Annotated in this window: 21 protein-coding genes; 13 read left to right on the top strand and 8 right to left on the bottom strand. The window is 69.2% G+C overall.

What is annotated here, in order from left to right:
* The first annotated feature begins 143 nt into the window (after positions 1-143).
* The 4 genes from glgB to glgX all read left to right on the top strand — a co-directional run bounded on the left by glgB (position 144) and on the right by glgX (position 9381).
* Positions 144-2399, top strand: a complete 2256-nt coding sequence (gene glgB, locus KHC28_RS23540) for a 1,4-alpha-glucan branching protein GlgB (protein ID WP_214010780.1) — start codon at positions 144-146, stop codon at positions 2397-2399.
* Between the two features lie 7 nt (positions 2400-2406).
* Positions 2407-3675, top strand: a complete 1269-nt coding sequence (gene glgC, locus KHC28_RS23535) for a glucose-1-phosphate adenylyltransferase (protein WP_214010779.1) — start codon at positions 2407-2409, stop codon at positions 3673-3675.
* 70 nt (positions 3676-3745) lie between these two features.
* Positions 3746-5203 (top strand): glycogen synthase GlgA, encoded by a 1458-nt coding sequence (glgA, locus tag KHC28_RS23530; protein WP_214010778.1) that lies wholly within the window; start codon positions 3746-3748, stop codon positions 5201-5203.
* Entirely contained in the window at positions 5200-9381 is a 4182-nt protein-coding gene (glgX, locus tag KHC28_RS23525) for a glycogen debranching protein GlgX (protein ID WP_214010777.1), read from the top strand. Before glgA ends, glgX begins: the two co-directional genes overlap by 4 nt.
* A 9-nt stretch (positions 9382-9390) precedes the next feature.
* Here glgX and KHC28_RS23520 read toward each other — a convergent pair whose 3' ends face one another.
* Positions 9391-9606, bottom strand: coding sequence for a hypothetical protein (locus KHC28_RS23520; RefSeq protein ID WP_214010776.1), 216 nt, complete (start codon positions 9604-9606; stop codon positions 9391-9393).
* A 192-nt stretch (positions 9607-9798) separates the two neighbouring features.
* Here KHC28_RS23520 and KHC28_RS23515 point away from each other — a divergent pair, with 192 nt between their 5' ends.
* The 4 genes from KHC28_RS23515 (at position 9799) to modC (ending at position 13002) form a co-directional block, all read left to right on the top strand.
* Complete coding sequence (locus KHC28_RS23515) at positions 9799-10038, top strand: hypothetical protein (protein ID WP_214010775.1); 240 nt, start codon at positions 9799-9801, stop codon at positions 10036-10038.
* 325 nt (positions 10039-10363) lie between these two features.
* Positions 10364-11164: a molybdate ABC transporter substrate-binding protein gene (gene modA / locus KHC28_RS23510; RefSeq protein ID WP_214010774.1), complete on the top strand. Its 801-nt coding sequence runs from the start codon at positions 10364-10366 to the stop codon at positions 11162-11164.
* 39 nt (positions 11165-11203) lie between these two features.
* Positions 11204-11893 carry a molybdate ABC transporter permease subunit gene (gene modB, locus KHC28_RS23505; protein WP_214010773.1) on the top strand — a complete coding sequence of 230 codons (690 nt, stop codon included), beginning with the start codon at positions 11204-11206 and terminating at the stop codon, positions 11891-11893.
* On the top strand, positions 11890-13002 hold the full coding sequence (gene modC, locus KHC28_RS23500) for a molybdenum ABC transporter ATP-binding protein (RefSeq protein WP_214010772.1): 1113 nt from the start codon (positions 11890-11892) through the stop codon (positions 13000-13002). Before modB ends, modC begins: the two co-directional genes overlap by 4 nt.
* On the opposite strand, the gene KHC28_RS23495 is transcribed toward modC, so the two are convergent.
* From KHC28_RS23495 to xylF, 7 genes are all read right to left on the bottom strand, one after another.
* The gene (locus KHC28_RS23495) at positions 12999-13457 is read right to left on the bottom strand and encodes a winged helix-turn-helix domain-containing protein (RefSeq protein ID WP_214010771.1); all 459 of its coding nucleotides are present in this window, start codon (positions 13455-13457) and stop codon (positions 12999-13001) included. The two genes, modC and KHC28_RS23495, sit on opposite strands and share 4 nt — an antisense overlap.
* A gap of 93 nt (positions 13458-13550) precedes the next feature.
* A complete protein-coding gene (locus KHC28_RS23490; RefSeq protein WP_214010907.1) occupies positions 13551-14936 on the bottom strand; it encodes a PepSY-associated TM helix domain-containing protein in 1386 nt (461 codons plus the stop codon).
* A gap of 186 nt (positions 14937-15122) precedes the next feature.
* A complete protein-coding gene (locus KHC28_RS23485) occupies positions 15123-15716 on the bottom strand; it encodes a copper chaperone PCu(A)C (protein WP_214010770.1) in 594 nt (197 codons plus the stop codon).
* Between the two features lie 72 nt (positions 15717-15788).
* Complete coding sequence (locus KHC28_RS23480; RefSeq protein ID WP_214010769.1) at positions 15789-16169, bottom strand: hypothetical protein; 381 nt, start codon at positions 16167-16169, stop codon at positions 15789-15791.
* Positions 16170-16432: 263 nt separating this feature from the next.
* On the bottom strand, positions 16433-17233 hold the full coding sequence (locus KHC28_RS23475; protein ID WP_214010768.1) for an ATP-binding cassette domain-containing protein: 801 nt from the start codon (positions 17231-17233) through the stop codon (positions 16433-16435).
* A gap of 14 nt (positions 17234-17247) precedes the next feature.
* Positions 17248-18573 carry a sugar ABC transporter permease gene (locus KHC28_RS23470; protein ID WP_214010767.1) on the bottom strand — a complete coding sequence of 442 codons (1326 nt, stop codon included), beginning with the start codon at positions 18571-18573 and terminating at the stop codon, positions 17248-17250.
* A 73-nt stretch (positions 18574-18646) separates the two neighbouring features.
* Positions 18647-19687 carry a D-xylose ABC transporter substrate-binding protein gene (gene xylF / locus KHC28_RS23465; protein ID WP_214010766.1) on the bottom strand — a complete coding sequence of 347 codons (1041 nt, stop codon included), beginning with the start codon at positions 19685-19687 and terminating at the stop codon, positions 18647-18649.
* A gap of 280 nt (positions 19688-19967) precedes the next feature.
* Between xylF and KHC28_RS23460 the strand changes: the two genes are divergently transcribed.
* From KHC28_RS23460 to KHC28_RS23440, 5 genes are all read left to right on the top strand, one after another.
* A complete protein-coding gene (locus KHC28_RS23460) occupies positions 19968-21005 on the top strand; it encodes a LacI family DNA-binding transcriptional regulator (protein WP_214010765.1) in 1038 nt (345 codons plus the stop codon).
* Between the two features lie 54 nt (positions 21006-21059).
* The gene (xylB, locus tag KHC28_RS23455) at positions 21060-22517 is read left to right on the top strand and encodes a xylulokinase (protein WP_214010764.1); all 1458 of its coding nucleotides are present in this window, start codon (positions 21060-21062) and stop codon (positions 22515-22517) included.
* Positions 22514-23839 (top strand): xylose isomerase, encoded by a 1326-nt coding sequence (gene xylA / locus KHC28_RS23450; protein ID WP_214010763.1) that lies wholly within the window; start codon positions 22514-22516, stop codon positions 23837-23839. Before xylB ends, xylA begins: the two co-directional genes overlap by 4 nt.
* A gap of 271 nt (positions 23840-24110) precedes the next feature.
* Entirely contained in the window at positions 24111-24734 is a 624-nt protein-coding gene (locus KHC28_RS23445) for a L,D-transpeptidase (protein ID WP_214010762.1), read from the top strand.
* A 37-nt stretch (positions 24735-24771) separates the two neighbouring features.
* Entirely contained in the window at positions 24772-25785 is a 1014-nt protein-coding gene (locus KHC28_RS23440; RefSeq protein WP_214010761.1) for an amino acid ABC transporter substrate-binding protein, read from the top strand.
* The last annotated feature ends 183 nt before the right edge of the window (positions 25786-25968 follow it).

Genomic DNA, 25968 nt, shown 5'->3' with positions numbered 1-25968 from the left:
GCTGCCTGCGGCTTCATGCCTCGGGTAGCGCCCCGTCGTTCGCTTCCTGAAGCTTGGTGGTGGACTTCTTGCCGACGGTAAGGGAACCTTCGCGTCGATCGGGTCTTGAAACAGAAGATTCCGATGAGGAAAGGTCGTCGCGCATGCACGCCTGGCAGGCCCCTGACCGGGACGTCGACCAACTCGTCGGCGGCCGGCATCACGACCCGTTCGGGCTGCTGGGACCGCACGAGACCGAGGACGGGCTGGTCATCCGCGCCTTCGTGCCGAGGGCCGAGACGCTCGACGCCTACGACATCGACGGCTCGCATGTGCTCTCCCTCGCGCTCCGGCATGCCGCCGGCTTCTTCGAGGGACATGTCGCCGGCCGTCCGGCCTGGGCGCGCTACACGCTGAAGGCGCGCAATGAGGGTGGCGAGTGGTGGCTCGACGATCCCTATGCCTTCGAGCCGGTGCTGGGTCCGCTCGACGACCATCTCATGGTCGAGGGCACCCATACCGAGCTCTATGAGCGGCTCGGCGCGCATCTGTCCCTGCACCAGGGCGTGGAAGGCGTCGCCTTCGCGGTGTGGGCGCCGAACGCGCAGCGCGTCTCGGTGGTCGGCGACTTCAACGCCTGGGACGGGCGGCGCCACCAGATGCGCAAGCGCATCGACAGCGGGCTGTGGGAGATCTTCGCCCCCGGGCTCAGTGAGGGCACGATCTACAAATACGAGATCATCGCCGCCGACGGCCGGCTGCTGCCGCTGAAGGCCGATCCGTTCGGCTTCCGCGGCGAGTTCCGCCCGGCCACCGGCTCGGTGGTGGCGCGGCTCGACGATTTCCAATGGGGCGACGACGCGCATCTCGCCGCCCGCCGCGAGGGCGCGGCGCGGCACAAGCCGATGTCGATCTACGAGGTGCATCTCGGCTCGTGGCGGCGCGGCGAGGGCAACCGCTTCCTGACCTATGACGAGCTGGCCGACCAGCTGATCGAGTATGTCGAGTGGATGGGCTTCACCCATATCGAGCTCTTGCCGATCTCCGAGCACCCGCTCGATGCCTCCTGGGGCTACCAGCCGATCGGGCTCTACGCGCCGACCAGCCGCTTCGGCGACCCGGCCGGCTTCGCCCGCCTCGTCGACCGTGCGCACCGGGCCGGCATCGCGGTGATCCTCGACTGGGTGCCGGCGCATTTCCCGACCGACATTCACGGCCTCGCGCATTTCGACGGCGGGCCGCTCTACGAGCATGCCGACCCGCAGCGCGGCTTCCACCCGGACTGGAACACCGCGATCTACGATTTCGGCCGCCGCGAGGTGTCGAACTTCCTCACCGCCAATGCGCTGTTCTGGCTCGACCGCTTCCACATCGACGGGCTGCGCGTCGATGCGGTGGCCTCGATGCTCTACCTCAACTATTCGCGCAAGGAGGGCGAGTGGTCGCCCAATCCGGACGGCTCCAACGACAACAAGGATGCCGTCGCCTTCCTGCAGCGCGCCAATGTCACGCTCTATGCCGAGCATCCCGGCACGGTGACCATCGCGGAGGAGTCTACTTCCTGGGCCGGAGTGTCGGCGCCGGTGCATGCCGGCGGGCTCGGCTTCGGCTTCAAGTGGAACATGGGCTGGATGCACGACACGCTGGACTATCTGGCGTTCGACCCGGTCTACCGGCCCTGGCACCACGACAAGATCACCTTCGGGCTGATGTACGCCTTCTCGGAGAACTTCGTGCTGCCGCTGTCCCATGACGAGGTGGTGCACGGCAAGGGCACGGTGCTCTCGCGCATGCCCGGCGACGACTGGCAGCGCTTCGCCAATGTGCGGGCCTACTACGCCTTCATGTGGGCCTATCCCGGCAAGAAGCTGCTGTTCATGGGCCAGGAATTCGCCCAGCGGAGCGAATGGAGCGAAGAGCGCTCGCTCGACTGGCACCTCACCGGCATGGGCCCGCACCATCGCGGCGTGCAACTGCTGGTGCGCGACCTCAACCGCACCTATCGCGACGAGCCGGCGCTGCATACCGGCGACAACGACCCGACCGGATTTCGCTGGCTGGTGGTCGACGATCGCGCGCAATCGGTATTCGCCTGGCTGCGCACCGGCGGCGAGGACGACGCGCCGGTGGCGATGATCGCCAATTTCACCCCGGTGCCGCGGCCATTCTATCGCCTGGGCCTGCCAAGGGCCGGCCGATGGAGTGAAATCGTCAATACCGATAGTGCAGACTATGGCGGCTCGGGGATGGGCAATCTCGGCGGCGTCGTCGCCGTCGATGTGCCGGCCCACGGCATGCCGGCGAGCGTGGAACTGGTGCTGCCGCCGCTCGCCACGCTCTACCTGAAGTGGGAACCGGAGCGGGCGCCGCCCGCGACGGCCGAGGAAACGCCAAAGTCCATCGTGACGTGCAAGGAGTAACCCCGACATGGCCAGGCCGACGCTCCAGAACGCACCTCTCGCCCGAACGGCCATGGCCTATGTGCTCGCCGGCGGCCGTGGCAGCCGGCTGATGGAACTGACCGACCGGCGCGCCAAGCCGGCGGTCTATTTCGGCGGCAAGTCGCGCATCATCGATTTCGCTTTGTCCAACGCGCTGAACTCCGGCATCCGCCGCATCGGCGTGGCGACGCAGTACCAGGCGCACAGCCTGATCCGCCACATGCAGCGCGGCTGGAACTTCTTCCGCCACGAGCGCAATGAGAGCTTCGACGTGCTGCCGGCCAGCCAGCGGGTCTCCGAGACCATGTGGTATCTGGGGACGGCGGACGCGGTCTATCAGAACCTCGACATCATCGAGGCCTACGACACCCGCCACATCATCATCCTCGCCGGCGACCACGTGTACAAGCAGGACTACGAGGTGATGCTGCAGGAGCATGTCGACAAGGGCGCCGACGTGACGGTGGGCTGCCTCGAAGTGCCGCTCGAGGACGCCAGCGCCTTCGGAGTGATGCATGTCGATTCCGAGGACCAGATCATCTCCTTCCTGGAGAAGCCGAAGAAGCCGCCGGCGATGCCCGGCCACCCGGACAAGGCGCTGGCCTCGATGGGCATCTATGTCTTCGAGACCAAGTTCCTGATCGAGCAGCTGAAGCGCGATGCCGCCGACCCGCTGTCGACGCATGATTTCGGCAAGGACATCATTCCCTATCTGGTGAAGCACGGCAAAGCTTGCGCCCACCATTTCTCGCGCTCCTGCGTGCGCTCGGACATGGAGACGGCGCCTTATTGGCGCGACGTCGGCACGGTCGACGCCTATTGGGAGGCCAATGTCGACCTCACCGGCATCGTGCCGGAGCTCGACCTCTACGACCGCGACTGGCCGATCTGGACCTATAGTGAGATCACCCCGCCGGCGAAGTTCGTGCATGACGACGAGGGGCGGCGCGGGCAGGCGATCTCCTCGCTGGTGTCCGGCGGCTGCATCGTCTCGGGTTCGTCACTGCGGCGGGCGCTCTTGTTCACCGGGGTGCGGGTGAACTCCTACGGCACGCTGGAGAACGCCGTGGTGCTGCCCTATGTCGAGATCGGCCGCTCGGCGCAGCTGCGCAACGTGGTGATCGATTCGCATGTGCGCATCCCCGAGGGGCTGGTGGTCGGCGAGGATCCCGAGCTCGACGCCAAGCGCTTCCGCCGCACCGAGAAGGGCATCTGCCTGATCACCCAGTCGATGATCGACCGGCTCGATATGTGAGCGTCGCAAAGCGGCGTCAGGATCGGCCGGGAGAGCGGGCCGGAGCAGGGAAACAGGGCAGGCGGGAATCGTGTCGGAACTGAAGCTTCTCTCGGTGGTCTCCGAGGTCTACCCGCTGGTGAAGACCGGCGGCCTTGCCGATGTGGCCGGCGCGCTGCCGGCGGCGCTGAAGGCGCAAGGGGTCGCGGTGCGCACGCTGGTCCCCGGCTATCCGGCGGTGATGGCGGCGCTCGGCGCGCGGGAGGAAGCCTTCTATTTCGACCATCTGTTCGGCGCCCCGGCGCGGCTCTACGCCGCCACCGCCGCCGGGCTCGACCTGTTCGTCATCGACGCTCCGCATCTCTATAACCGGCCAGGCGGCCCCTATACCGGCACCGACGGGCGCGACTATGCCGACAATGCCCAGCGCTTTGCGGCGCTGGGAGCGGTGGCGTCGGGGATCGGGCTCGGCCTGGTGCAGGGCTTCGTGCCTGATGTCGTGCACGCGCATGACTGGCAGGCCGGCCTCGCGCCCGCCTATCTGCATTATGCCGGCGGCCGGCGGCCCGGTACGGTGATGTCGATCCACAACATCGCCTTTCAGGGGCAGTTCCCCGCCAGCGTCGCGCCGCTGCTGGGGCTGCCGGCGCATGCCTTCTCGGTGGGCGGCATCGAATATTACGGCACGGTCGGCTATCTGAAGGCCGGCCTGCAACTGGCCGACCGCATCACCACCGTCTCGCCCGGCTACGCCGCCGAAATCCTGCAGCCGGAAGCCGGCATGGGGCTGGAAGGCCTGCTCAACCAGCGGCGCGGCGTGCTCTCCGGCATTCTCAACGGGCTCGACGCCGCAGCGTGGGACCCCGCGGCGGACGCTCTGCTGCCGTCACCGTTCGACGCGAAGCGGCTGGATGCCCGCGCGGCCAACAAGGCGGCCTTGCAGGCGCGCTTCGGCCTGCCGCAGGAGCCGGACACGCTGCTGTTCGGCGTGGTCAGCCGGCTGTCCTGGCAGAAGGGACTCGACCTCTTGATGGACGGGCTGGGCACGTTGATCGACATCGGCGCGCAGCTGGTGGTGCTGGGCAGCGGCGACCCGCTGCTCACCGAGCGCTATGCCGGCTCGGCGCGGGTCAATCCCGGCCGGGTCGGGGTGCAGTTCGGCTATGACGAGGAGTTGGCGCATCTGATCCAGGCCGGGTCGGACGCGCTGCTGGTGCCCTCGCGCTTCGAGCCCTGCGGCCTCACCCAGCTGGCGGCGCTGCGCTATGGCGCGCTGCCGGTGGTTGCGCGGGTCGGGGGACTCGCCGACACGGTGATCGACGTCAACGAGATGGCGCGGGCGAGCGGCGTCGGCACCGGCGTGCAGTTCTCGCCGGTGACGGTGCCGGCGCTGCAGAACGCGCTCGCCCGCACCCACGCGCTGTGGCAGGACAAGACGCTGTGGCGCACGTTGCAGCGCAACGCCATGGCCACCGACGTGTCCTGGGACCGCGCCGCGCGCGCCTATGCCGAGCTGTTCCGCAACCTTGCGAGGGAGCGCACGGCGTGACCGACTGGCGGCTGACGGGCGGGCAACCGGAGCCGCTGGGCGTCACGCTCGCCGGGCAGGGCGCTATGGCCGGGGTCAATGTGGCGGTGTTCTCCGCCAACGCCACCCGCATCGAGTTCTGCCTGTTCAACAGCGCCGACTTGGAGATCGCCCGCTTCCCGCTGCCCGAGCGTACCGGCGACGTGTTCCATGGCCACCTCTCCGGGGTGCTGCCCGGCATGCGCTACGGGCTGCGGGCATTCGGGCCGTGGGACCCGGCGCAGGGGCATCGCTTCAACCCGGCAAAGCTGCTGGTCGACCCCTATGCGGCGCTGCTCGACCGGCGCTTCCAGCTGCACGAAGCGCTGTTCGACGCCCGCGCGCGCGGCGCCAGCGAGGACGAGACCGACAGCGCCGCCTATGTGCCGAAGGCCATCGTGTTGCCGGGCGAGCCCGAGCCGGTGCGCCGGCCGCGCTTCGACTGGGCGGGGCAGGTGTTCTACGAACTGAACGTGCGCGGCTTCACCCGGCTGCATCCCGATGTGCCGCTCGAGCTGCGCGGCAGCTTCGCCGGGCTCGGCGAGCCGGCGGCGGTGGAGCATCTGGCGAAGCTCGGCGTCACCACGGTCGAGCTGATGCCGGTGATGGCGTGGATCGACGAGCGGCATCTGCCGCCGCTGGGGCTGACCAATTACTGGGGCTACAACCCGGTGGTGTTCGGCGCGCCCGATCCCGGCCTCGCGCCGGGCGGCTTCGACGAGATCCGCCGGGCGATCGCGGCGCTGCACGCGGCAGGCATCCGCGTGGTGCTCGACGTCGTGCTCAACCATACCGGCGAGAGCGACGTGTTCGGGCCGACGGTGAGCCTGCGCGGGCTCGACCACGCCACCTATTACCGCCACGCCACCGGCGACCCCGGCCTGCTGCTCAACGACGCCGGCACCGGCAACACGCTGGCGCTGGAGCGGCCGCCGGTGCTGCGGCTCGCCATGGACATGCTGCGGCGCTGGGCGGCGACCGGGCTTGACGGTTTCCGCTTCGATCTCGGCGCGACGCTGGGTCGGCGGGCGGACGGCTTCGATCCCGAGGCGCCGTTCTTCGCGGCGATGGCGCAGGACCCGGTTCTGCGTGACCTCGCCTTGATCGCCGAGCCCTGGGATGTCGGGCCGGGCGGCTACCAGGTCGGCCGCTTTCCGGCCGACTGGGCCGAGTGGAACGACCATTTCCGCGACGCGGCGCGGCGTTTCTGGCGCGGCGATGCCGGACAGGTGGGGGCGCTGGCGACACGGCTGGCCGGCTCGGCCGACGTGTTCGCGGCCCGGCGGCGGCCATTGTCACGGGCGATCAACTTCGTCACCGCCCATGACGGCTTCACGCTGGCCGATCTTGTCTCCTACTCGGCCAAGCACAATGAGGCGAATGGCGAGGACAACCGCGACGGCACCGATGCCAATCACAGCTGGAACCACGGCGTCGAGGGGCCGACCACCGACCCGGAGGTGACGGCGCGGCGGCGGGGCGACGCCCGGGCGCTGCTGGCCACGCTGCTCACGGCGCGCGGCACGCCGATGCTCACCATGGGCGATGAATGCGGCCGCTCGCAGCTGGGCAACAACAATGCCTATGCGCAGGACAATTTTCTGACCTGGCTCGACTGGAGCAAGGTGGATGGTGGGCTGGCGCGCTTCACCGCCCGGCTGGTGGCGCTGCGGCGCGCGCATCCGGCGCTCGACGGCGAGGCGCCGCTGTCCGGGCGGCCGCTCGACGCCAGCGGCATCCCCGATGTCGAGTGGCGGGCGGCGGATGGCCGAGTGGTCGCCTGGGACGATCCGGGCACGCGGGTGCTGGTGGCGGTCTTCTATGCCGCTGCTGCCGGCGAGGTGCCCGCCGACCGGGTCGCGGTGGCGCTCAATGCGGCGGACGACGCGGTGCTGCTGGTGCTGCCGGAGGCGCGGGACGGATTCGTCTGGCGGCTCGATGCCGACACGTCGCGGCCGGAAGCCGAGCCCGAGGAGCAGGCCGGGGATGTGCTGGTCCCGCTGGCCGGCCGGTCGGTGCTGGTCCTCGTCGAGGTGGCGGCGCCCGAACGGCCGAGGCGGGCCGCCGATCCGGCGCAGCTGGAGCGGCTGGCGGCGGCGGCCGGCATCGCGCATGACTGGTGGGACGTCGATGGAAATCACTACCCGGTCGGCGACGACACCAAGCGGGCGCTGCTGACGGCGCTGAAGCTGCCGGCCGGCAGCGGCGGCGAGGTGCGCGACAGTCTCGCCGTGCTGTCGGAGGAGCGCTTCGGCCGCGACCTGCCGCTGGCGCTGGTGGTGCGCCCCGGCGAGGCCGAGCTGGTGCTGGGCGGCACGGCGGCGACGAGCGGGCGCAGCCTTGATCTCGTCATCGCGCTGGAGGACGGCAGCGAGCAGGCGCGGCGCATCCGCCCCGAGGATGGCGTGCGGCGCGAGGTGGCGCGGCCGGATGGGCGGCCCGCCGTCGAGCGGCGCATCGGCCTGCCGGAACTGCCACCGGGACGGCACGTGCTGCGGCTCGGCCTCGGCGAATGTGCGCTTACCGTGGCGCCACGCTCGAGCTACCTGCCGCCGGAGCTGGAAGGGGGCGAGCGGGTGTTCGGCCTCGCCGGCCATCTCTACACGCTGCGCGGCGGCCACGACCATGGCATCGGCGACTTCTCGGCGCTGGCGGAACTGGCCGAGGCGGCGGGCGGGCAGGGGGCACGGATCCTCGGGCTCAACCCGCTGCACGCGCTGTTTCCGCAGGATCGCCGGCGCGCCAGCCCCTATCATCCCTCCGACCGGCGCTTCCTCGACCCGATCTATATCGATGTCGGCGCGCTCGCGGGACCGGCGAGCGTCAACGACGCGCTGGCAGCCGGGCAGGGCGAGTTCATGGCGCTCGCCGCCCGCGGAGATGTCGACTATGCCGGCGTCTGGTCGGCCAAGCGGGCGGTGCTGGAGGCGGCGTTCCGCGCCACCACCGATCTGCCGGACGCCGATTTCGCGCAGTTCGTCACCGAAGGGGGCGCGGCGCTGCAACGCTTCGCGGCATTCCAGCTGCTGGCGCGGCAGTTCGCCAATGTGAACTGGCGCGATTGGCCGGACGGCTTCGCCGATGCGCATGGCCCGGCGGTGGCGGCGCTCATCGTCGAGGAGCCGCGCAGGATCCGCTTCGAGCTGTGGCAGCAATGGATCGCAGACCGCCAGCTCGCGGCGGCGGCGGGGCGGGCGCAGGCCGCCGGCCTGTCGCTCGGCTTCTATCGCGACCTCGCGGTCGGCACCGCTCCGGACGGAGCGGAAGCCTGGAGCGAGGCGGAGGCGCTGATGGCGGGGGTGACGATCGGCGCACCGCCCGATCCGCTCGGTCCCGAGGGGCAGAACTGGAACCTGCCGCCGCTCGACCCGCTCGCCATGGCGCGCGACGGCTACCGTTCCTATGGCCGGCTGCTCGCCGCCAATATGCGCCATGCCGGCGCGCTGCGGATCGACCATGTGATGGGGTTGCGCCGGCTGTTCCTGCTGCCGGAAGGCGCGAGTGCCGCCGAGGGCGCCTATCTCGCCTATCCCTATGCCGATCTTGCCGGGCAGGTGGCGCTGGAAAGCCGGCGGGCCCGTTGCCTGGTGGTGGGCGAGGATCTCGGCACCGTGCCGGAGGGGATGCGCGCCGAACTCGATCGCGAGCGCATGCTCTCCTACAAGGTGCTGTGGTTCGAGCGGCAGGGCGAGGATTTCGCGCCGCCGGAGCAGTATCCGTCGCTGGCGGCGGCCTGCGTCTCGACGCACGACCTGCCGACGCTCGCCGGCTGGTGGGACGGCGTCGATCTCGCCGAGCGGCGGGCGTTGGGGCTCGACGACGAGGCGGCGTTCCAGACCGCGCTGGCGGAGCGGGCGCAGGAAAAGGCGCGGCTGGGCGCGGCCCTCAAGCGCGAAGGACTGATCGCCGAGCTGCCGGCCGAGGGGGCGCCGCTCGATCCCGGCTTCCTTGCCGCGGCGCATGGCTATATCGCGCGCACGCCTTCGCTGATCGCGCTGGCCCAGCTTGACGATCTCGCCGGCGAGACGGTGGCGGTGAACCTGCCGGGAACCGACCGCGAGCGGCCGAACTGGCGCCGCCGGCTGTCGCAGCCGGTCGACGCGGTGCTGGACACGCCCACCGCGCGCCTGACGCTCGCGGCGATGCGCGCCGCCCGCTAGGGCGCCCGGTCAGGGTGCCGGCGGGTTGGCGGGAGTCGCCGGGGCGGGCGCGGCAGGCTCGGGCGAAGCGGGGGCCGGTGTGGCCGGGGCCGGCAGGCTCTGCGAGACGGGCGGAGTCGGCGATTCGGTCGGCTGCGGCGTGGTACGGCCGGAAAAATGCACCGCGGCGTAGAGTGCGAGCAGCACGAGAACGACAGCGGCGATGAGGGTTGTCGTACGGTTCATGCCTCCCTCCGGCGTCAACTTACGTTACGTGATGAATTTTTTCATTGTCGCAACGTTCGTGATCGACGAAAGTTCCAGTTCGACATCCCGGCGGCCGGCTGCGTCCGCCGCCGAGGAATGATTGGCGAGCCGCACAAGCGGCCGGGTTCCCGCCCTTTCTCCGGCGGCGGGACGTATGGGGAGGAGAACGTGATGCCGCAGGCCGAGTTCGACATCGTCACCCTCTCGCCCTCCACGGTGCGCGTGATGCACCGTGTGGCGCACCACATCTATGAATTCTCGCTGGTCGACGACGGTTGCGGCCGGCGTATCGTCTCGCAGGGGCCGTCCATCCATTTCGGCAAGAGCGACCACGTGGCGGCGTGGCATCTGGTGGCGGAGGCGGAGCGGGTGGCCGCCGAGGTCGCCCGTCGGACCGGGATGATCGACTGACCGCAATCCTGAGCGGCGGCCGTCGCGGCAGATATCCGCAACAAGCTGAACGATCCTCGCTGTAGCCGGGCGGCGCTATCCCGGCGCGGCCCGTGTGCGCCCGGCAGGCGCGGGCGGGGCGCGGCTTGTGGGCTGGCTGTCGCTCGGCTCGCCCGAGGCGAAGCGGAACCTCGGTAACAAGGTGGCTCCACGGTCGCGCTTTCGTGCGACCGCGATATCGCGCCGGTGACGGCTCGCACGGCCGGGGCGGCTTTCACCGCTTCGGTACTGGCGTCGTCCGTTCGATCATGTATATGGACGAATATATGATCACGGGAGACGCTCCATGTTCCATGCCTCCGCCTCTTCGTTCCGGCCGGCCGTGAAGCTGGCCGCCGCTGCGGCCGCCGCGCTGTTCGTCACCATCGCCGCTCCCGTCTCGCAGGCATGGGCGCAGACCACGGTGTTCGCCGCCGCCTCGATGACCAATGCGCTGCAGGACGTCGGCAAGCTCTACAAGGAGAAGACCGGCAAGGAGGTCGTCTTCTCCTTCGCTGCCTCCTCGGCGCTCGCCAAGCAGCTGGAGCAGGGCGCGCCGGCGGGCATCTTCATCTCCGCCGACAACAAGTGGATGGACTATACCGAGGGCAAGGACCTCACCCTGAAGGCCACCCGCGTGACGCCGATCGGCAACAGCCTGGTGCTGATCATGCCGGCCGACAAGGCCAAGGACGTGAAGATCGACAAGAGCTTCGACTGGCTCGCCTTCCTCGGCGCCGACGGCAAGATCGCCACCGGCCTCACCGATTCCGTGCCGATCGGCGTCTATGCCAAGACCGCGCTGACCAATCTCGGCCAGTGGGACAAGGTGAAGGACCGCGTGGTCGGCGCCGAGAGCGTGCGCGCGGCGCTGGCGCTGGTCGAGCGCGGCGAGGCGGCCGCCGGCATCGTCTATTCCACCGACGCCGCCATCGCCAAGAATGTGAAGGTGGTCGCCACCTTCCCGGCCGACAGCCACCCGCCGGTCGAGTACCCCTACGAGATCGTCAAGGGGCAGGACAATGCCGAGACCAAGGCGGTGTTCGACTTCCTCGTCGGCCCGGAAGCCAAGGCGGTTTACGCCAAGTACGGCTTCGTGGTGCATTGACGTCTGCGTGGTTGACGCGCCGTCCGTCCGGGAGAGCCCATGCTGACGCCTGAGGAATGGACGGCGGTCCAACTGAGCCTGAAGGTCGCCTTCTGGGCGACCTTCTGGAGCCTGCCCTTCGCGCTGGCGACCGCCATGGTGCTGGCGCGCACCAGCTTTCCCGGCAAGAGCCTGTTCGACGGCATCGTCTACCTGCCGCTCGTGCTGCCCAAGGTGGTGGTGGGCTATCTGCTGCTCATCACGCTGGGCGCGCGCGGCTATCTCGGCCAGTATCTCGCCGAGTGGTTCAATATCCGGCTGATCTTCACCACCGCCGGCGCGACCGTGGCGGCGGCGGTGATCAGCTTCCCGCTGACGGTGAACGCCATCCGCCTCGCGCTGGAGGCGGTGGACCGTGGCCTCGAGACCGCCGCCCGCACGCTGGGGGCGAGCCGGCTCGACGTGTTCCTCACCGTCACCCTGCCGCTGATGCTGCCCGGCATCCTGTCCGGCGCGCTGCTCTCCATCGCCTCGGCGCTGGGCGAGTTCGGCGCCACCATCACCTTCGTCTCCAATGTCGAGGGGCAGACCCGCACCATCCCGCTCGCCATCTACAGCGCCACCCACATGACCGATGGCGACGCCATGGCGGCGCGGCTGACCGTGGTGTCCATCGTGCTGGCGCTGGCGGCGCTGCTGCTCGCCAACCTCGCCGACCGCCGCATCCGCACGCTGATCGGACGCGCATGATCGAGGTCGACATCCAGCTGGCCCGCCCGGGCTTTTCGCTCGCCTCCGCCTTCACCGCGCCGGGGGCCGGGGTGACGGCGCTGTTCGGCCGCTCCGGCGCCGGCAAGACCACCATCATCCAGGCGGTGGCCGGGGTGGTGCGGCCGGATCGCGGACGCATCGTCGTCGATGGCGAGACCTATTTCGATTCCGCCGGCGGCATCGACGTGCCGATCGAGCGCCGCCGCGCCGGCTATGTGTTCCAGGACGCGCGGCTGTTTCCGCACATGTCGGTGGAGCGCAACCTGCGCTACGGCCAGCGACGGGCGCGCGGCGCCGATGCGGGCATCGGCTTCGACGCCGTGGTCGAGCTGCTCGGCATCGGCCATCTGCTCGGCCGGCGGCCGCACACGCTGTCGGGCGGCGAGAAGCAGCGCGTCGCGATCGGCCGGGCGCTGCTGTCGCAGCCGCGCCTGTTGCTGATGGACGAGCCGCTCGCCGCGCTCGATGCCGCCCGCAAGGCGGAGATCTTGCCTTATCTCGAACGCCTGCGCGACGAGATGAAGCTGCCGATCCTCTATGTCAGCCACTCGCTCGAGGAGGTGCTGCGGCTCTCCGACCGGGTGGTGGCGCTGAAGGACGGCCAGCAGATCGCCGAGGGCTCGGTCGCGGAGGTGATGTCGCGCACCGACATGCAGCCGGTGATCGGGCGCTTCGACATCGGTACGGTGCTCGACTGCACGGTGGCGCGGCACGACGCGGCGTACGATCTCTCGACGCTCGCCTTTCCCGGTGGCGAACTCCGGGTGCCGCGCGTCGAGGCGCCGCTCGGCGGCGCGGTGCGGGCGCGGGTGCGCGCGCGCGACGTCGCCATCGCGCTGGCGCAGCCGGTCGACGTCTCCGTGAGCAACCTGTTGCCGGCGGTGGTCGAGGCGATCACGCCGGGCGAGGGCCCCTATGCCGACGTGGCGCTGCTGACCGGCGCCACCCGGCTGGCCGCCAGCGTGACGCGCGAGAGCGTAACTCGGCTCGGATTGGTGCCGGGGCAGGCGGTGTGGGCGATGATCAAGACCGTCGCGGTCGACAGCCGCAGCCCGGACTTCGCGGTTCCGGGCGAGCCGTCGTCCTAGCCTTCCCCGCCCGCTTTGGCGGCTTTCTTGGCGCCGGGCTGAGGCTTGTCCTCGCCGCGCGGCAGCCGTTCCGGCGCGAGGGCGGCGCGCAGCTCGGCGGTCTCGGCGGCGGTGGCGGCGGCGCTCTTTTCCTCGATGGCGCGGTAGAGCGCGATCAGCCGCTCGCCGAAGGGGGTGAGGTCGGTGCCGTGGCCGCGCCGGCCGGGATGGGTGACCACCACCCGCTGGCCGTAGGAGGTGTCGAGCTCCTCCACCAGCAGCCAGGCCCGGCGATAGCTCATGCCCATCTTCTTCGCCGCGGACAGGATGGAGCGTTCGCGGCGGATCGCTTCAAGAAGCTCGATCATGCTGGGGCCGAGATGGCGGCCGTCGCCGAAATAGACCCGGATGAACAGCCCATCGCGCGGCCGGGCGTTGCCGCCGTCTTCTGGATCATGGTCGCGGTTGTCGGTCATGCTTTCCCGTGACGATGCCGGCGCCCTCGGCGGCAATCTAGGGGAAGCCGCGCCGAACCGGAAGCATCCGGCTCGGCGCTATCCCCGGCGGCGTCAGGCGGGGCGTGGCCGGCGGCGCGGGCGCCGCGCGAAGGCGAAATCGAGCGCCAGCATCGCCAGAAGTGAGGCGCCGACTAGCGGAAAGACGAGGCCGAACAATGCCATGACCAGTACCAGGCCGCGCATGGCCCGGGGATCGGCCGGCGCCGGCGGGACACCGAGCGAGCCGGCCGGACGGCGCTTCCACCACATCACCCCGGCGGCGACCGCCATCAGCACGATGGCGAGGCAGACGGCGAGCAGCACCAGCTGGTTGGCGAGGCCGTATTCCTGGCCCATATGGACGTTGATGCCCCACTCCATGGCCTTGGCGGCCGGGCCGTAGTCGGCATAGCTCATGTCGATCAAGGGCTTACCGCTGTACTGGTCGAGATGCACGACGCGCTGCCGCGACAGGTCGGCCGGGTAGACGGCGGCGGAATACACGCCGGCGGCGCCGGAGGGCAGGCTCAGCGTGTAGCCGGGTGCGACGCCGAGCCCGTCGAAGATCGCCTTGGCGGCATCGATCCCGATGGGCTGGCCGATGGGGTGGCCGGTGGGAGCAGCGGAGAGCGGCATCTTCGCCTGCTCCAGCGACCAGCTGGTCGGGCCGTTGGCGTGGGCGAGGTGCTCGTCCGACATCGGCACGTTGTCGTAGACGCCGGCAGGGTAGCCGTAATTGGCGCTGTTCGCCCACTCGTTGACGTGCTCGCCCCAGAACACCGACCACGGCATGCCGGAGAGGGCCATCACCGCGATGGCGAGGCCGGCGAAGGCGCCGGTGACGGCGTGGAGGTCGCGCCAGAACACGCGCTTCCCCGGCGTGCCCCGCACGCTCACCACGCCGCCGGTCTGCTTCCTTGGCCACCAGAGATAGAAGCCGGTGCCGACCAAGAGGATCGACCAGCCGGCGACGATCTCGATGACGCCATTGGCGATGGTGCCGAACTCGACGAGGCTGTGCAGCCGGCGGATGGTCCACATCAGCGTGCCGCGATCGGCGAGCTCGCCGAGCACGCGCCCGTCATAAGGATCGACATAGACCGAGCGGCGGGCGCCGTCCGCGGTCTTCACCACGATCTCCGACGAAGCGTCGGGCGTCGCCGGAGTGATGATCTTCAGCGCGGTGCCGGGACGGGCGGCGAGCGCCGCCTCGAGCTGTGCGCCGGCGGCAAGCGGGGTGGTCTGGCGGATCTCCACGACCTTGAGGTCGCGATGCCAGAGATTGTCGATCTCGGTGTGGAACAGGAAGGCGCCGCCGGTGACGGCGAGCAAAATCAGGAAGGGCAGCACCAGCAGGCCGGCATAGAAGTGCCAGCGCCAGACGGCGCGGTAGAGGTCGCTTCCGCTCCCCTCGCGGGAGGAGGGCACGTTTCTGGAGGAAGGCGTTTCGCTGGACATGGGAGTGGCGTTCATCGGATCGCATCCGGAAAGGGCCAACACACGGCGCGCGACATCCCTGCGCCTTACCGGATGTGAGAGCCGGGGCGGTCGGGCGTTTCGCGGCGAGGCGTCAGGCGATGAAGGACGGGAGCGGTTCCGCGCCGGCGTTCATCCGGCCGGTGCGGGCGGGCTCGGGGCTCAGCTTCAGTTCGACGGGGTGGTGCCCGCCGGCATACTACCCGCCGGCATGGTGCTCATGTCGTGGCCAGCATGCGGGTCGCCCGCCTGCGGCGCGGCACCCTTCGGGCCGGCCATGCCCTCGACCTTGAAGTCGACGGCGACCGTGCCGGCCTTCTCGAAGGTCAGCGTGCCCTTGAAGCTGGCGCCTTCCTTCAGCGGTTGCTTGAGGTCCTGCAGCATCAGGTGATAGCCGCCGGGCGCCAGCGCGACCTTGCCGCCGGCGGGGATGGCGACGCCGTCGGGCAGCATCTGCATCTTCATCACCCCGTCGGTGACGCTCATTTCGTGGATCTCGGCGCGGCCGGCGATGTCGGGCGCGACGGTGACCGAGACGAGGCGGTCGGGCGTGGTGCCGGTGTTCTCGATGGAGAGATAGGCGCCGCCGACCTTGGCACCGGGCGGCGTCATCCGCGCCCAGGGATGGCCGATCTCGATCGCGCCGGCCTTGTAGCCGTGCGCATGGGCGCTGTCGAAGGCGAAGAGCAGCACTGCGAGAGCGAGCAGGGCGAAGGCGAGGCGCTGGGTGGAATCGCGGAAGCTGTGAAGCAGGGCGGACATGCTGAATTCCCGTGGGCCGGCACGGGACGAATCCCGGCCGAATGACGACAGAGGCGACGAGGCGGGTCTGCGTCAGGCCAGGGGAGGGGCGCGGGCATTGTGCGGGAGATGGCCGGTACCGGCCTGCGCGTCGTCGGCGGGAGCGGCGACGAGCGCCAGCGCCGGCAGGACGAGCGGCGCGGGGAGGGCGGCGAGATCCGGCGGCGGCAGCGAGGCCAGCATGCCGATGCGGCAACCGGCGGTGCAGCAATCGGGCAGATGGCCGGCCTTGTCGCTCGGGCCATCTTCCGTCGGCGCGGCGAGACAGATGACCTCGCCGGACGGGCCGAGCGCCACGCCCATTCCGGCATGGGTGCCCATGGCGAGGCCACCGAGCACGACATTGAGGACGAGCAGATAGGCGACGACGAGGCTCGCCGCCATCAGGCCCATCTGTCGTACGCGGTTGCTCATGCCGTCCGTCGCGCTGCCTCACTTCAGCCCAAGGACGTAGCACGCCCTGGGACGGACGACCAAGCGACCGGATGCCGCCCTCGGCGCCGAAGCGTCTCCTGACGCAGCGATAGCATCGGCCGGCCGGGAAAAGCTTCCGATCTTCAGGGACGGGGCAGCGTTTTCTTCGCCCCGTCCCGGATGTGGACGCTGGAACATGTTCCAGCTTATTGAATCCAGAGCACTTTCCTATCGATCAGGTTTCCACCTGACCGGAAAGGGCCCTAGTGCACGGCACCCGGGCCGGCGATGGCGCCGGGCGGGCTCTTGCCCATGATGATCATGCCGAGCACCTCGTCCTTGGTGACGTCGGTGGTGCGGGCGGTGCCGACCAGCTTGCCGTTCTTCATCACGCTGACGCGGTCGGCGAGATCGAAGACGTCGTGGATGTCGTGGCTGATCAGGAAGATGCCGATGCCCTCGGCCTTCAGCTGCTTGATCAGCTCTGCCACCTGCGCGGTCTCCTGCGGGCCGAGCGCGGCGGTCGGCTCGTCCATGATCAGGATCTTGGCGTTGAAGTGGATGGCGCGGGCGATGGCCACCGACTGGCGCTGGCCGCCGGAAAGACCGCGCACCGGCTCCTTGAACTTGCGGAAGTTCGGGTTGAGCCGGCCCATCACCTCGCGCGCCGCCGCCTCCATGGCGACGTCGTCCAATGTGCCCCACGGCGTCATGATCTCGCGGCCGAGGAACAAATTGGCGGCGGCGTCGACATTGTCGGCCAGCGCCAGCGTCTGGTAGATCGTCTCGATGCCGTAGCGCTTGGCATCGCGCGGATTGCCGATCTCGGCCTTCTCGCCATTTATGCGGATCTCGCCGGAGTCCGGCCGGTAGGCGCCGGCGAGGATCTTGATCAGCGTCGACTTGCCGGCGCCATTATGCCCGAGCAGGCCGACCACTTCGCCGGGATAGAGATCGACATTGACCCCGTCGACGGCACGGATGCCGCCGAAGGCGATCGAGATGTCGCGCATGTCGACGAGCGGAGCGGAGGCGGTGGGGGACGTCGAACCTTGTGCAGCCATGATGTCGCCTCCTCTCACTTGAAGCGCTTGCGGTAGAGGGTGTCGACCCAGACGGCGACCACCAGCACGATGCCGACCACGATGTTCTGGTAGGGGGTGTCGACCCGCATCAGCACCATGCCCGATTGCAGGCTCTGCATGACGAGGGCGCCGAGCATGGCGCCGGCCACGGTGCCCGCGCCGCCGGCCAGCGAGGTGCCGCCGATCACCGCCGCGGCGATGACATAGAGCTCATCCAATGTGCCCTGGGCGTTGGTCGCCGAATTCAGGCGGGCGGTGGAGATGGCGGCGCCGATGGCGGCGAGGCCGCCCATCAGTGCGAACACCATCAGCGTCACCCGCTTGGTGTTGATGCCGGCGAGCTCGGCGGCTTCCGGGTTGCCGCCGATGGCGAACACGTAGCGGCCGAAGCGGGTGCGGGTGGTGACGAAGGTCATGATCACGCCGATGGCGAGCGCGACCAGCACCGGCACCGCGAAGCCGAAGGAGATGGCGAGACCCTCCGGCGGCACGGTCAGGCCGTTGGCCTCGGCGTAGCGGCGGGCGAGCGCGGCGGGCAGCGTGTAGGCGTTGACCACCAGCGTGGCGGCGATCACCGCGAGGCAGCCGGCGCCGGCGGTGACCAGCTCGGCCCAGACCGGCTTCAGCGGGAAGCGGAAGCGCTGGCGCTGGCGGCGGGCCTGCACGGTGGCGAGCACGATGACGATGCAGGCCATCGCCGCCACGACCCAGCTCCAGAAGGCACCGATCGAGCCGTCGGCGCCGCCGCCGAGCAGCTTGAAATGGTCGTCGACCAGCGGGATGGTCTTACCTTCCGCCACCGCCCAGGCGGCGCCGCGCCAGACCAAGAGGCCGCCGAGGGTGACGATGAAGGCGGGCACGCCGAGATAGGCGATGACGAAGCCGTGCAGCGTGCCGATCAGCGCGCCGATGGCGACGCCGGAGATGAGGGTGAGCACCACCACGGCCGGGTGGTTGAAGCCGAAGGTCGGCATCAGCGTGCTGACCTGGAACACCGCCATGATCATGCCGGTGACGCCGAGGATGGAGCCCACCGACAGATCGATGTGGCGCATCACGATGACGAGGACCATGCCGGTCGACATCACGGCGATGGAGGCGGTCTGGACCGAGAGGTTCCAGAGATTGCGCGGGGTCAGGAACGTGCCGTCGGCGAGGAAGTCGAAGACGATCCAGATGACGGCCAGCGCGCCGACCATGCCGAGGAAGCGCACGTCGAGCTCCAGCGCGCCGATGAGCGACGGCGCGGGCGCCTGCGGCGGCGAGGCCGGGCGCGCGGGGGCGGGTGCGATGGTGGAATGGCTCGTGGACTGGCTCATGGGGCGTACTCCTCAGCCGACCCGTTGAAGGGCGGCGGCGGGGTTCGCGCCCCGCCGCGTTGTTGGACGACGATCAGTTGCAGGCCTTGACGGTGCCGGCCTTCACGCCCTGGCACACGGTGGCCTTCGGCACCCAGCCGGCCTCGATAATCACGCCGAGATTGTCCTTGGTGATCGGGATCGGCTTCAGGAAGGTGGAGTTCATCGGCACCTTCTTCGGGCCGCCGGTGAAGGTGGCGGTGCCGGCGACCTTGGCGGGCTCGGTGCCCTTGGCGAGGTCGAGGGCGATCTCCGCGGCGCGCTTGCCGAGCTCGCGCGAGTCCTTCCACACCGACACGGTCTGGGTGCCGAGGGCGACGCGGTTCAGCGCGGCGAAGTCGGCGTCCTGGCCGGAGACCGGCACTGTGCCGGCGAGGCCCTGGGCGGCGAGCGCGGCCACGGCGCCGCCGGCGGTGCCGTCATTGGAGGCGACGACAGCGTCGACCTTGTTGTTGTTGGCGGTCAGCATCTGCTCGGTGTTGCGCTGGGCGTTGGCCGGCAGCCACGAGTCGGTATAGGCCTCGCCGACATTCTTGATGTCGCCCTTGTCGATGGCGGGCTTCAGCACTTCCATCTGGCCGGAGAACAGGAAGTCGGCATTCGGATCGGAGGCCGAGCCCTTGATGAAGAGGTAATTGCCCTTCGGCTTGATCTTCTGCACCTCGGCGGCCTGCAGGCGACCCACCTCCTTGTTGTCGAAGGTGATGTAGTAGGCGTAGGGGTTCTCGATCAGGCGGTCATAGCCGACGACCGGGATGCCCTCGCTCTGCGCCTTGGTGATGGCCGGGGCGATGGCGTCGGAATCCTGGGCCAGGATGATCAGCACATTGGCGCCCTGCGCGATCAGCGCCTCGACGTCGGAGAGCTGCTTGGAGGCGGAGGACTGCGCGTCCGCCGAGATGTACTTGGCGCCGGCGGCCGCGAGCGCCTTCTTGATCGCCGCCTCGTCGGTCTTCCAGCGCTCTTCCTGGAAGTTCGACCAGGAGACGCCAACGACGGTGTCGGCGGCGCGGGCGGCGCCGGTCGCGACGAGCATCGCGAAGGCCGCCACGGTGACGGTAAGCTTGGACTTCATGCGTTCCTCCCAAAAGGATGCGTGGTGATCGGGTGCAGGGCCCGATTTGAGGGATGGGCCGTCAGCGGCCTCTTTCTCTTGATGTTCGAACCTCAAATTGGATGACGGGTTTTTCCCTCCTCTGCAATCGGGAGTCGACTTTGCACAGGTTTGGTGCCTTCGTCGAGCCTCCTTCGCATCGCAACAGAACAATTCCACCACGACGTTTCGCTCGTTGTCTAATTGGTGGACATCTCATTCATGAGTTGCGTACGTCAGATTTTGAGGGCAACCTTTCGCCATGTCGAGAGTTTCCTCACGCATCACCCTTCAGGACGTCGCCCGCGAGGCCGGCGTGTCGCTGGCCACCGCCGACCGTGTGCTGAACGGGCGCGCCGGCGTGCGCGGCGCCACGGCGGAGCGGGTGCGTGACGTGGTGGCCCGGCTCGGCTACCGGCCGAACGCCGCGGCGGCGCGGCTGGCGCGCGGCGAGACCTACCGCTTCTGCTTCGTGCTGCCGTCCGGGCCGAACGTCTTCATGCGCCAGCTCGCCGAGCAGGTGACCAACACCGCCGAATGGCTGTCGACCCACAACGCCTTCATCGACCTCCTGCGCGTCGACGTCTTCGCCCCGGAGGCGCTGGCCTCGACGCTGGAGGCGCTGATCGGCCGCTATGACGGCGTGGCGGTGGTGGCGCTCGACCATCCGCGGGTGCGCTCGGCCATCGACGACCTCACCGCCGCCGGCATGGTGGTGGTGACGCTGGTCTCTGACGTGCCGTCCTCACACCGCCGCCATTATGTCGGCGTCGACAACATCGCCGCTGGCCGCACCGCCGGCACGCTGATCGGCCGCTTCGCCGGCGGCCGGCAGGGGTCAGTCGGGCTGATCGTCGGCACGCCGGCGCTGCGCGACCACGCCGAGCGGCAATTCGGCTTCACCCAGGTGCTGTCCGGCGAATACCCGGGGCTGAAGCTGCTGGCGGCGCAGGAAAGCCTCGATGAGGACGTGCGGACGCAGGCGATCGTCGAGCAGATGCTGCGCGACGTGCCCGACCTGGTCGCCATCTACAATGTCGGCGCCGGCAATAGCGGCATCGCCGCCGCGCTGGCGGCGGCGGGGCAGGCCGGCGAGCGGATCTTCATCGGCCACGACCTCACCGACGACACCCGCCGCTTCCTGCTGCGCGGCGTGATGGACGCGGTGATCAACCAGGATGCCGGCCACCAGTCGCGCTCGGCGGCGCGGGTGCTGCTCGCCCATTGCTCGGGCGAGCCGCTGTTCGACGAGCAGGAGCGCATCCGCATCGACATCTTCGTGCGGGACAATCTGCCGTGATACGCCACTGCGCCAATGCGGTGTGGAATCACGGTGAATGAAAGGAAGTGAGGCATGTTTGTCGGCCTCGATATAGGCACGTCCGCCATCAAGGCGGTGCTCGTCGACGAGACCCAGGCGGTGCTGGCCACTGCCGAAGTGCCGCTGTCGGTGTCCCGGCCGCAACCGGGGCACAGCGAGCAGAACCCCGAGGACTGGTGGCAGGCGACGCTCGCCAGCCTCGACCAGCTCAAGGCGGCGCGACCGGCGGAACTGGCGGCGGTGACGGGCATCGGCCTGTCCGGCCAGATGCACGGTGCGGTGCTGCTCGACGCCTCCGGCGCGGTGCTGCGGCCGGCGATCCTGTGGAACGACGGCCGCTCGGCCGCCGAGTGCGTGGAGCTTGAGGCCGCCTTCCCGAGCCTGCACCAGGTGACCGGCAACCTCGCCTTTCCCGGCTTCACCGCGCCGAAGCTGATCTGGGTGCGCAAGCACGAGCCGGACATCTTCGCCCGCACCGCCAAGGTGCTGCTGCCCAAGGCCTATGTCGGCTATCGCCTGACCGGCGAGATGGTCGAGGAGATGTCCGACGCCTCCGGCACGCTGTGGCTCGACGTCGGCAAGCGCGACTGGTCGGACGCGGCGCTGGCCGCCACCGGCCTCGACCGCTCGCACATGCCACGCCTTGTCGAGGGCAGCGAAGTCGCGGCCCGCATCAAGCCGGAGCTCGCCGCCCGCTGGGGCATGGCGACGCCGCCGGTGCTGGCGGGCGGGGCGGGCGACAATGCCGCCGGCGCCATCGGCCTCGGCGCCATCCATGCCGGCGACGCCTTCGTCTCGCTCGGCACCTCCGGCGTGCTGTGGGCGACCACCGACCGCTTCGCGCCGAACCCGCAGTCGAGCGTGCACGCCTTCTGCCACGCCATCCCCGCCACCTGGCACCAGATGGGGGTGATCCTCTCGGCCGCCTCGGCGCTCGGCTGGTGGGCGCAGACCGAGGGCATCTCGCCCGGCGACCTCCTGAAGCCGCTCGGCGACGCGCCGGCCGCGCCGTCGCGGGCGGTTTTCCTGCCTTACCTTTCCGGCGAGCGCACCCCGCACAACGACACCACCATTCGCGGCGCCTTCATCGGCCTCGACCATGAGACCTCGCGCGAGACGCTGACGCAGGCGGTGCTCGAAGGCGTCGCCTTCGCGTTCAAGGACTGCCTCGACGCGCTGAACGCCGCCGGCACCACGCTGTCCAGTGCCGACATCATCGGCGGCGGCTCGCGCTCGCGCTACTGGACCGCGGTCATCGCCAACGTGCTCGGCCTGCCGATCAACCGCATCGAGGACGGCGAGCGGGGCGGGGCGTTCGGCGCCGCCCGGCTGGCGCGCATGGCGGCGACCGGCGAGAGCCCGACCGCCATCTGCCTGCCGCCGCGCCGCATCGAGACCATCGCGCCGACCCCGGCGCTTCAACAAGCCTATGCGGAAAAGCATGCCCGCTACCGCGCGCTGTACCCCGCATTGAAGGGAGTCACCTCATGAATGCCCCCGCTCGCTTCTTCGAGCTCGCCGCGCCGCTGGCCTATGAAGGGCCGGAGAGCCGGAATCCGTTCGCCTTCCGCTGGTACGACAAGGACCGCGTCGTGCTCGGCAAGCGGATGGAGGACCATCTGCGCTTCGCGGTGGCCTATTGGCACAGCTTCACCTGGCCGGGCGGCGATCCCTTCGGCGGCGAGACCTTCCTGCGCCCGTGGATGCACGGCGCCGACGAGATGGACCTCGCCCGCGCCAAGGCCGACGTCGCCTTCGAGCTGTTCCGCCTGCTCGACGTGCCGTATTTCGCCTTCCACGACCGCGACATCGCTCCCGAGGGCAAGAGCCTGAAGGAATCGAACGCCAATGTCCGCGCCATCGCCGACATCTTCGCCAAGAAGATGGAGACGTCGAAGGTGAAGCTCTTGTGGGGCACGGCGAACCTGTTCTCCAACCGCCGCTTCATGGCGGGCGCCGCCACCAATCCGGATCCGGACGTGTTCGCCTATGCCGCCGCGCAGGTGAAGAACGTGCTGGAAGTCACCCATGAACTCGGCGGCGAGAACTACGTGCTGTGGGGTGGCCGCGAGGGCTACGAGACCCTGCTCAACACGGATCTCAAGAGCGAGCTCGACCATATGGGCCGCTTCCTCAACCTGGTAGTCGAGCACAAGCACAAGATCGGCTTCAAGGGCACCATCCTGATCGAGCCGAAGCCGCAGGAGCCGACCAAGCACCAGTACGACTTCGACGTCGGCACGGTGTACGGCCTGCTCTGCCGCGCCGGTCTCGAGAAGGAGGTGAAGCTCAATCTCGAGGCCAACCACGCCACGCTCGCCGGCCACAGCTTCGAGCACGAGATCGCCATGGCGGCGGCGCTCGGCGTGTTCGGCTCGATCGACATGAACAAGGGCGACGCGCAGTCCGGCTGGGACACCGACCAGTTCCCGACCAATGTCGAGGACACCGCGCTCGCCATGTACGAGATCCTGAAGGCGGGCGGCTACACCACCGGCGGCACCAATTTCGACGCCAAGATCCGACGCCAGTCGATCGATCCGGAGGACCTCGTCCTCGCCCATGCGTCGGCGATGGATGTGTGCGCCCGCGCCCTGCTGATCGCCGCCGACATGGTGGAGGACGGCGCGCTGAAGAAGGCGGTCGACGAGCGCTATGCCGGCTGGCAGTCGCCGGCGGCGAAGTCGATGCTCGCCCCCGGCTCCTCGCTCGACGCCATTGCGGCGCGGGTGGAGGCCGACGCGCTCGACCCGCAGCCGCGTTCCGGCCGCCAGGAGCGGCTGGAGGCGCTGGCGGTCAGCTATCTGCGCTGAGACGGTTCCTCCATGCCCGGCCGCGCCCGGGCATGCAAAGGGAGCGCGCCCTCTCTCCCGCGAGGACGCGCTCCCTTTTTTCTTGACCACCGCCCGCGACATCGCGGCGCGGGCAGGCCATCACATCCCGGTGTTGCCGCGGCGAGGCATTAACCATCCGTCATTGACTTGTGGTGAATAAATCCCTTCGATCGGTATCCGGGAGCGACCGTGACTCGTGCCGAACGTCCCCCTCTAGCGGGATGCGGCGATCTGAGGAGGGGATTTAAGTATGCGTTGGAGCATTGTTGGCGCGCTGGCCTTTGCCGCCGCCGTGTCGGGTGGAGTCGCCAGCGAGGCGCAGGCCCAGGCCCGCCCGCCCGCCGGGCTCAACAGCATGCTGCTGGACGTGCAGGAGGAGCCCGGCCGCGTGCCGACGCCGGACGAGGAACAGCTCGATCCGACCTTCCGCCGGCAGCCGGTGTATTTCCGCACCAACGAGCCGCCGGGCACGCTGATCATCCACACCGATGAGCGCTTCCTCTATCTGGTGCTCGGCGACAACCGGGCGATGCGCTACGGCATCGGCGTCGGCCGCGACGGCTTCCAGTGGTCGGGCCTGCAGAAGATCTCGCGCAAGGCCGAGTGGCCGGACTGGACGCCGCCGCCGGAGATGATCCAGCGCCAGCCCTACCTGCCGCGCTTCATGGCGGGCGGGCCCGGCAACCCGATGGGCGCCGCGGCGCTGTATCTCGGCCAGACCGTCTACCGCATCCACGGCACCAACCAGCCGCAGACCATCGGCTATGCCGTCTCCTCCGGCTGCTTCCGGCTGGTGAACAGCGACGTGCAGGACCTGTTCAACCGCGTGCCGGTCGGCACCAAGGTCATCATTCGGCAGACGCCGGCTCTCTGAACAAGGCGACATGCGGCAGGGGCCGCAGGGGGAACGCATGAAACATCTGGGAATGGCGCTGGCGGCTGCCGGCGTCCTGTTCGCGACCGGGGTCGCGCAGGCCGACACGCTCGCCGACGTCAAGGCGCGCGGCACGCTGAAATGCGGCGTCAATCAGGGGCTCGCCGGCTTCTCGGCCAAGGGCGCGGACGGCACGTGGAGCGGCTTCGACGTCGATCTGTGCAAGGGCATCGCCGCCGCCATCTTCAACGATCCCGCCAAGGTCGAGTATGTCCCGCTCTCGGCGGAGGCGCGCTTCCCCGCCCTGTCCAAGGGCGAAGTCGACGTCCTCGTGCGCAACTCCACCTGGACCATGTCGCGCGAGGCGGGGCTGAAGCTCTTGTTCGCCGCGGTGTCCTATTATGACGGCCAGGGCTTCATGATCCCGGCGGCGGCGAACAAGACCAGCGCGCTGGAGCTCGACGGTTCCAAGGTCTGCACCCAGGCCGGCACGACCAGCGCGCTCAATGCGCAGGACTATTTCCAGCAGAACAACATGAAGCTGGAGCTGATCCAGCAGCCGGGCGTCGACGAACTGGTCAAGGCCTATGACGAGGGCAAGTGCGACGTGCTGACGACCGACGTGTCGCAGCTCTACGCGCTGCGCCTCAAGCTCGCCAAGCCGGCCGACAGCATCGTGCTGCCCGACGTCATCTCCAAGGAGCCGCTCGGCCCGGTGGTGCGCCAGGGCGACGACGTGTGGCTGAACGTGGTGAAGTGGAGCTTCTACGCGCTGGTCAATGCCGAGGAACTCGGCATCGGCACCGCCACGCTCGACAAGGCGCTGGCCTCGCAGAAGCCGGACGTGAAGCGCTTCGTCGGCGCCGACGGTACCTATGGCGCGGATCTCGGTCTCTCCAAGGACTGGGCGGTGCAGATCGTGAAAGCGGTCGGCAATTACGGCGAAGTGTTCGAGCGCAATGTGGGCACCGGCTCCAAGCTCGGCATTCCCCGTGGCATCAACCAGTTGTGGAGCCAGGGCGGCATCCAGTACGCGCCGCCGATCCGCTGAGCGCGACAGCATCGCCAAAGACGAGAGCCGGCTCCCCGAAAGGGTGAGCCGGTTTTTTATTGGTCATCGGAAAGCGGAACAAAACAGGCATTCACTTGTTTATCCGAATGCTGACGAAATGCTGACGAATCTGTTCAGGCATGCATTCATGCGTGTCAAGTAAAGTTCGTAGCAGGAGTGGCA

The sequence above is a fragment of the Ancylobacter sonchi genome (assembly GCF_018390695.1).
GTDB classification, from domain to species: Bacteria; Pseudomonadota; Alphaproteobacteria; order Rhizobiales; family Xanthobacteraceae; genus Ancylobacter; species Ancylobacter sonchi.
This window is presented reverse-complemented; position numbering and strand designations above follow the sequence as displayed.

Bases quoted from the DNA above. Each gene is read 5' to 3' on its own strand.
- glgB (WP_214010780.1), top strand. From the start codon at position 144: ATGCACGCCTGGCAGGCCCCTGACCGGGACGTCGACCAACTCGTCGGC.
- glgC (WP_214010779.1), top strand. From the start codon at position 2,407: ATGGCCAGGCCGACGCTCCAGAACGCACCTCTCGCCCGAACGGCCATG.
- KHC28_RS23520 (WP_214010776.1), bottom strand. From the start codon at position 9,606: ATGAACCGTACGACAACCCTCATCGCCGCTGTCGTTCTCGTGCTGCTC.
- KHC28_RS23515 (WP_214010775.1), top strand. From the start codon at position 9,799: ATGCCGCAGGCCGAGTTCGACATCGTCACCCTCTCGCCCTCCACGGTG.
- modA (WP_214010774.1), top strand. From the start codon at position 10,364: ATGTTCCATGCCTCCGCCTCTTCGTTCCGGCCGGCCGTGAAGCTGGCC.
- modB (WP_214010773.1), top strand. From the start codon at position 11,204: ATGCTGACGCCTGAGGAATGGACGGCGGTCCAACTGAGCCTGAAGGTC.
- modC (WP_214010772.1), top strand. From the start codon at position 11,890: ATGATCGAGGTCGACATCCAGCTGGCCCGCCCGGGCTTTTCGCTCGCC.
- KHC28_RS23495 (WP_214010771.1), bottom strand. From the start codon at position 13,457: ATGACCGACAACCGCGACCATGATCCAGAAGACGGCGGCAACGCCCGG.
- KHC28_RS23490 (WP_214010907.1), bottom strand. From the start codon at position 14,936: ATGTCCAGCGAAACGCCTTCCTCCAGAAACGTGCCCTCCTCCCGCGAG.
- KHC28_RS23485 (WP_214010770.1), bottom strand. From the start codon at position 15,716: ATGTCCGCCCTGCTTCACAGCTTCCGCGATTCCACCCAGCGCCTCGCC.
- KHC28_RS23480 (WP_214010769.1), bottom strand. From the start codon at position 16,169: ATGAGCAACCGCGTACGACAGATGGGCCTGATGGCGGCGAGCCTCGTC.
- KHC28_RS23475 (WP_214010768.1), bottom strand. From the start codon at position 17,233: ATGGCTGCACAAGGTTCGACGTCCCCCACCGCCTCCGCTCCGCTCGTC.
- KHC28_RS23470 (WP_214010767.1), bottom strand. From the start codon at position 18,573: ATGAGCCAGTCCACGAGCCATTCCACCATCGCACCCGCCCCCGCGCGC.
- xylF (WP_214010766.1), bottom strand. From the start codon at position 19,687: ATGAAGTCCAAGCTTACCGTCACCGTGGCGGCCTTCGCGATGCTCGTC.
- KHC28_RS23460 (WP_214010765.1), top strand. From the start codon at position 19,968: ATGTCGAGAGTTTCCTCACGCATCACCCTTCAGGACGTCGCCCGCGAG.
- xylB (WP_214010764.1), top strand. From the start codon at position 21,060: ATGTTTGTCGGCCTCGATATAGGCACGTCCGCCATCAAGGCGGTGCTC.
- xylA (WP_214010763.1), top strand. From the start codon at position 22,514: ATGAATGCCCCCGCTCGCTTCTTCGAGCTCGCCGCGCCGCTGGCCTAT.
- KHC28_RS23445 (WP_214010762.1), top strand. From the start codon at position 24,111: ATGCGTTGGAGCATTGTTGGCGCGCTGGCCTTTGCCGCCGCCGTGTCG.
- KHC28_RS23440 (WP_214010761.1), top strand. From the start codon at position 24,772: ATGAAACATCTGGGAATGGCGCTGGCGGCTGCCGGCGTCCTGTTCGCG.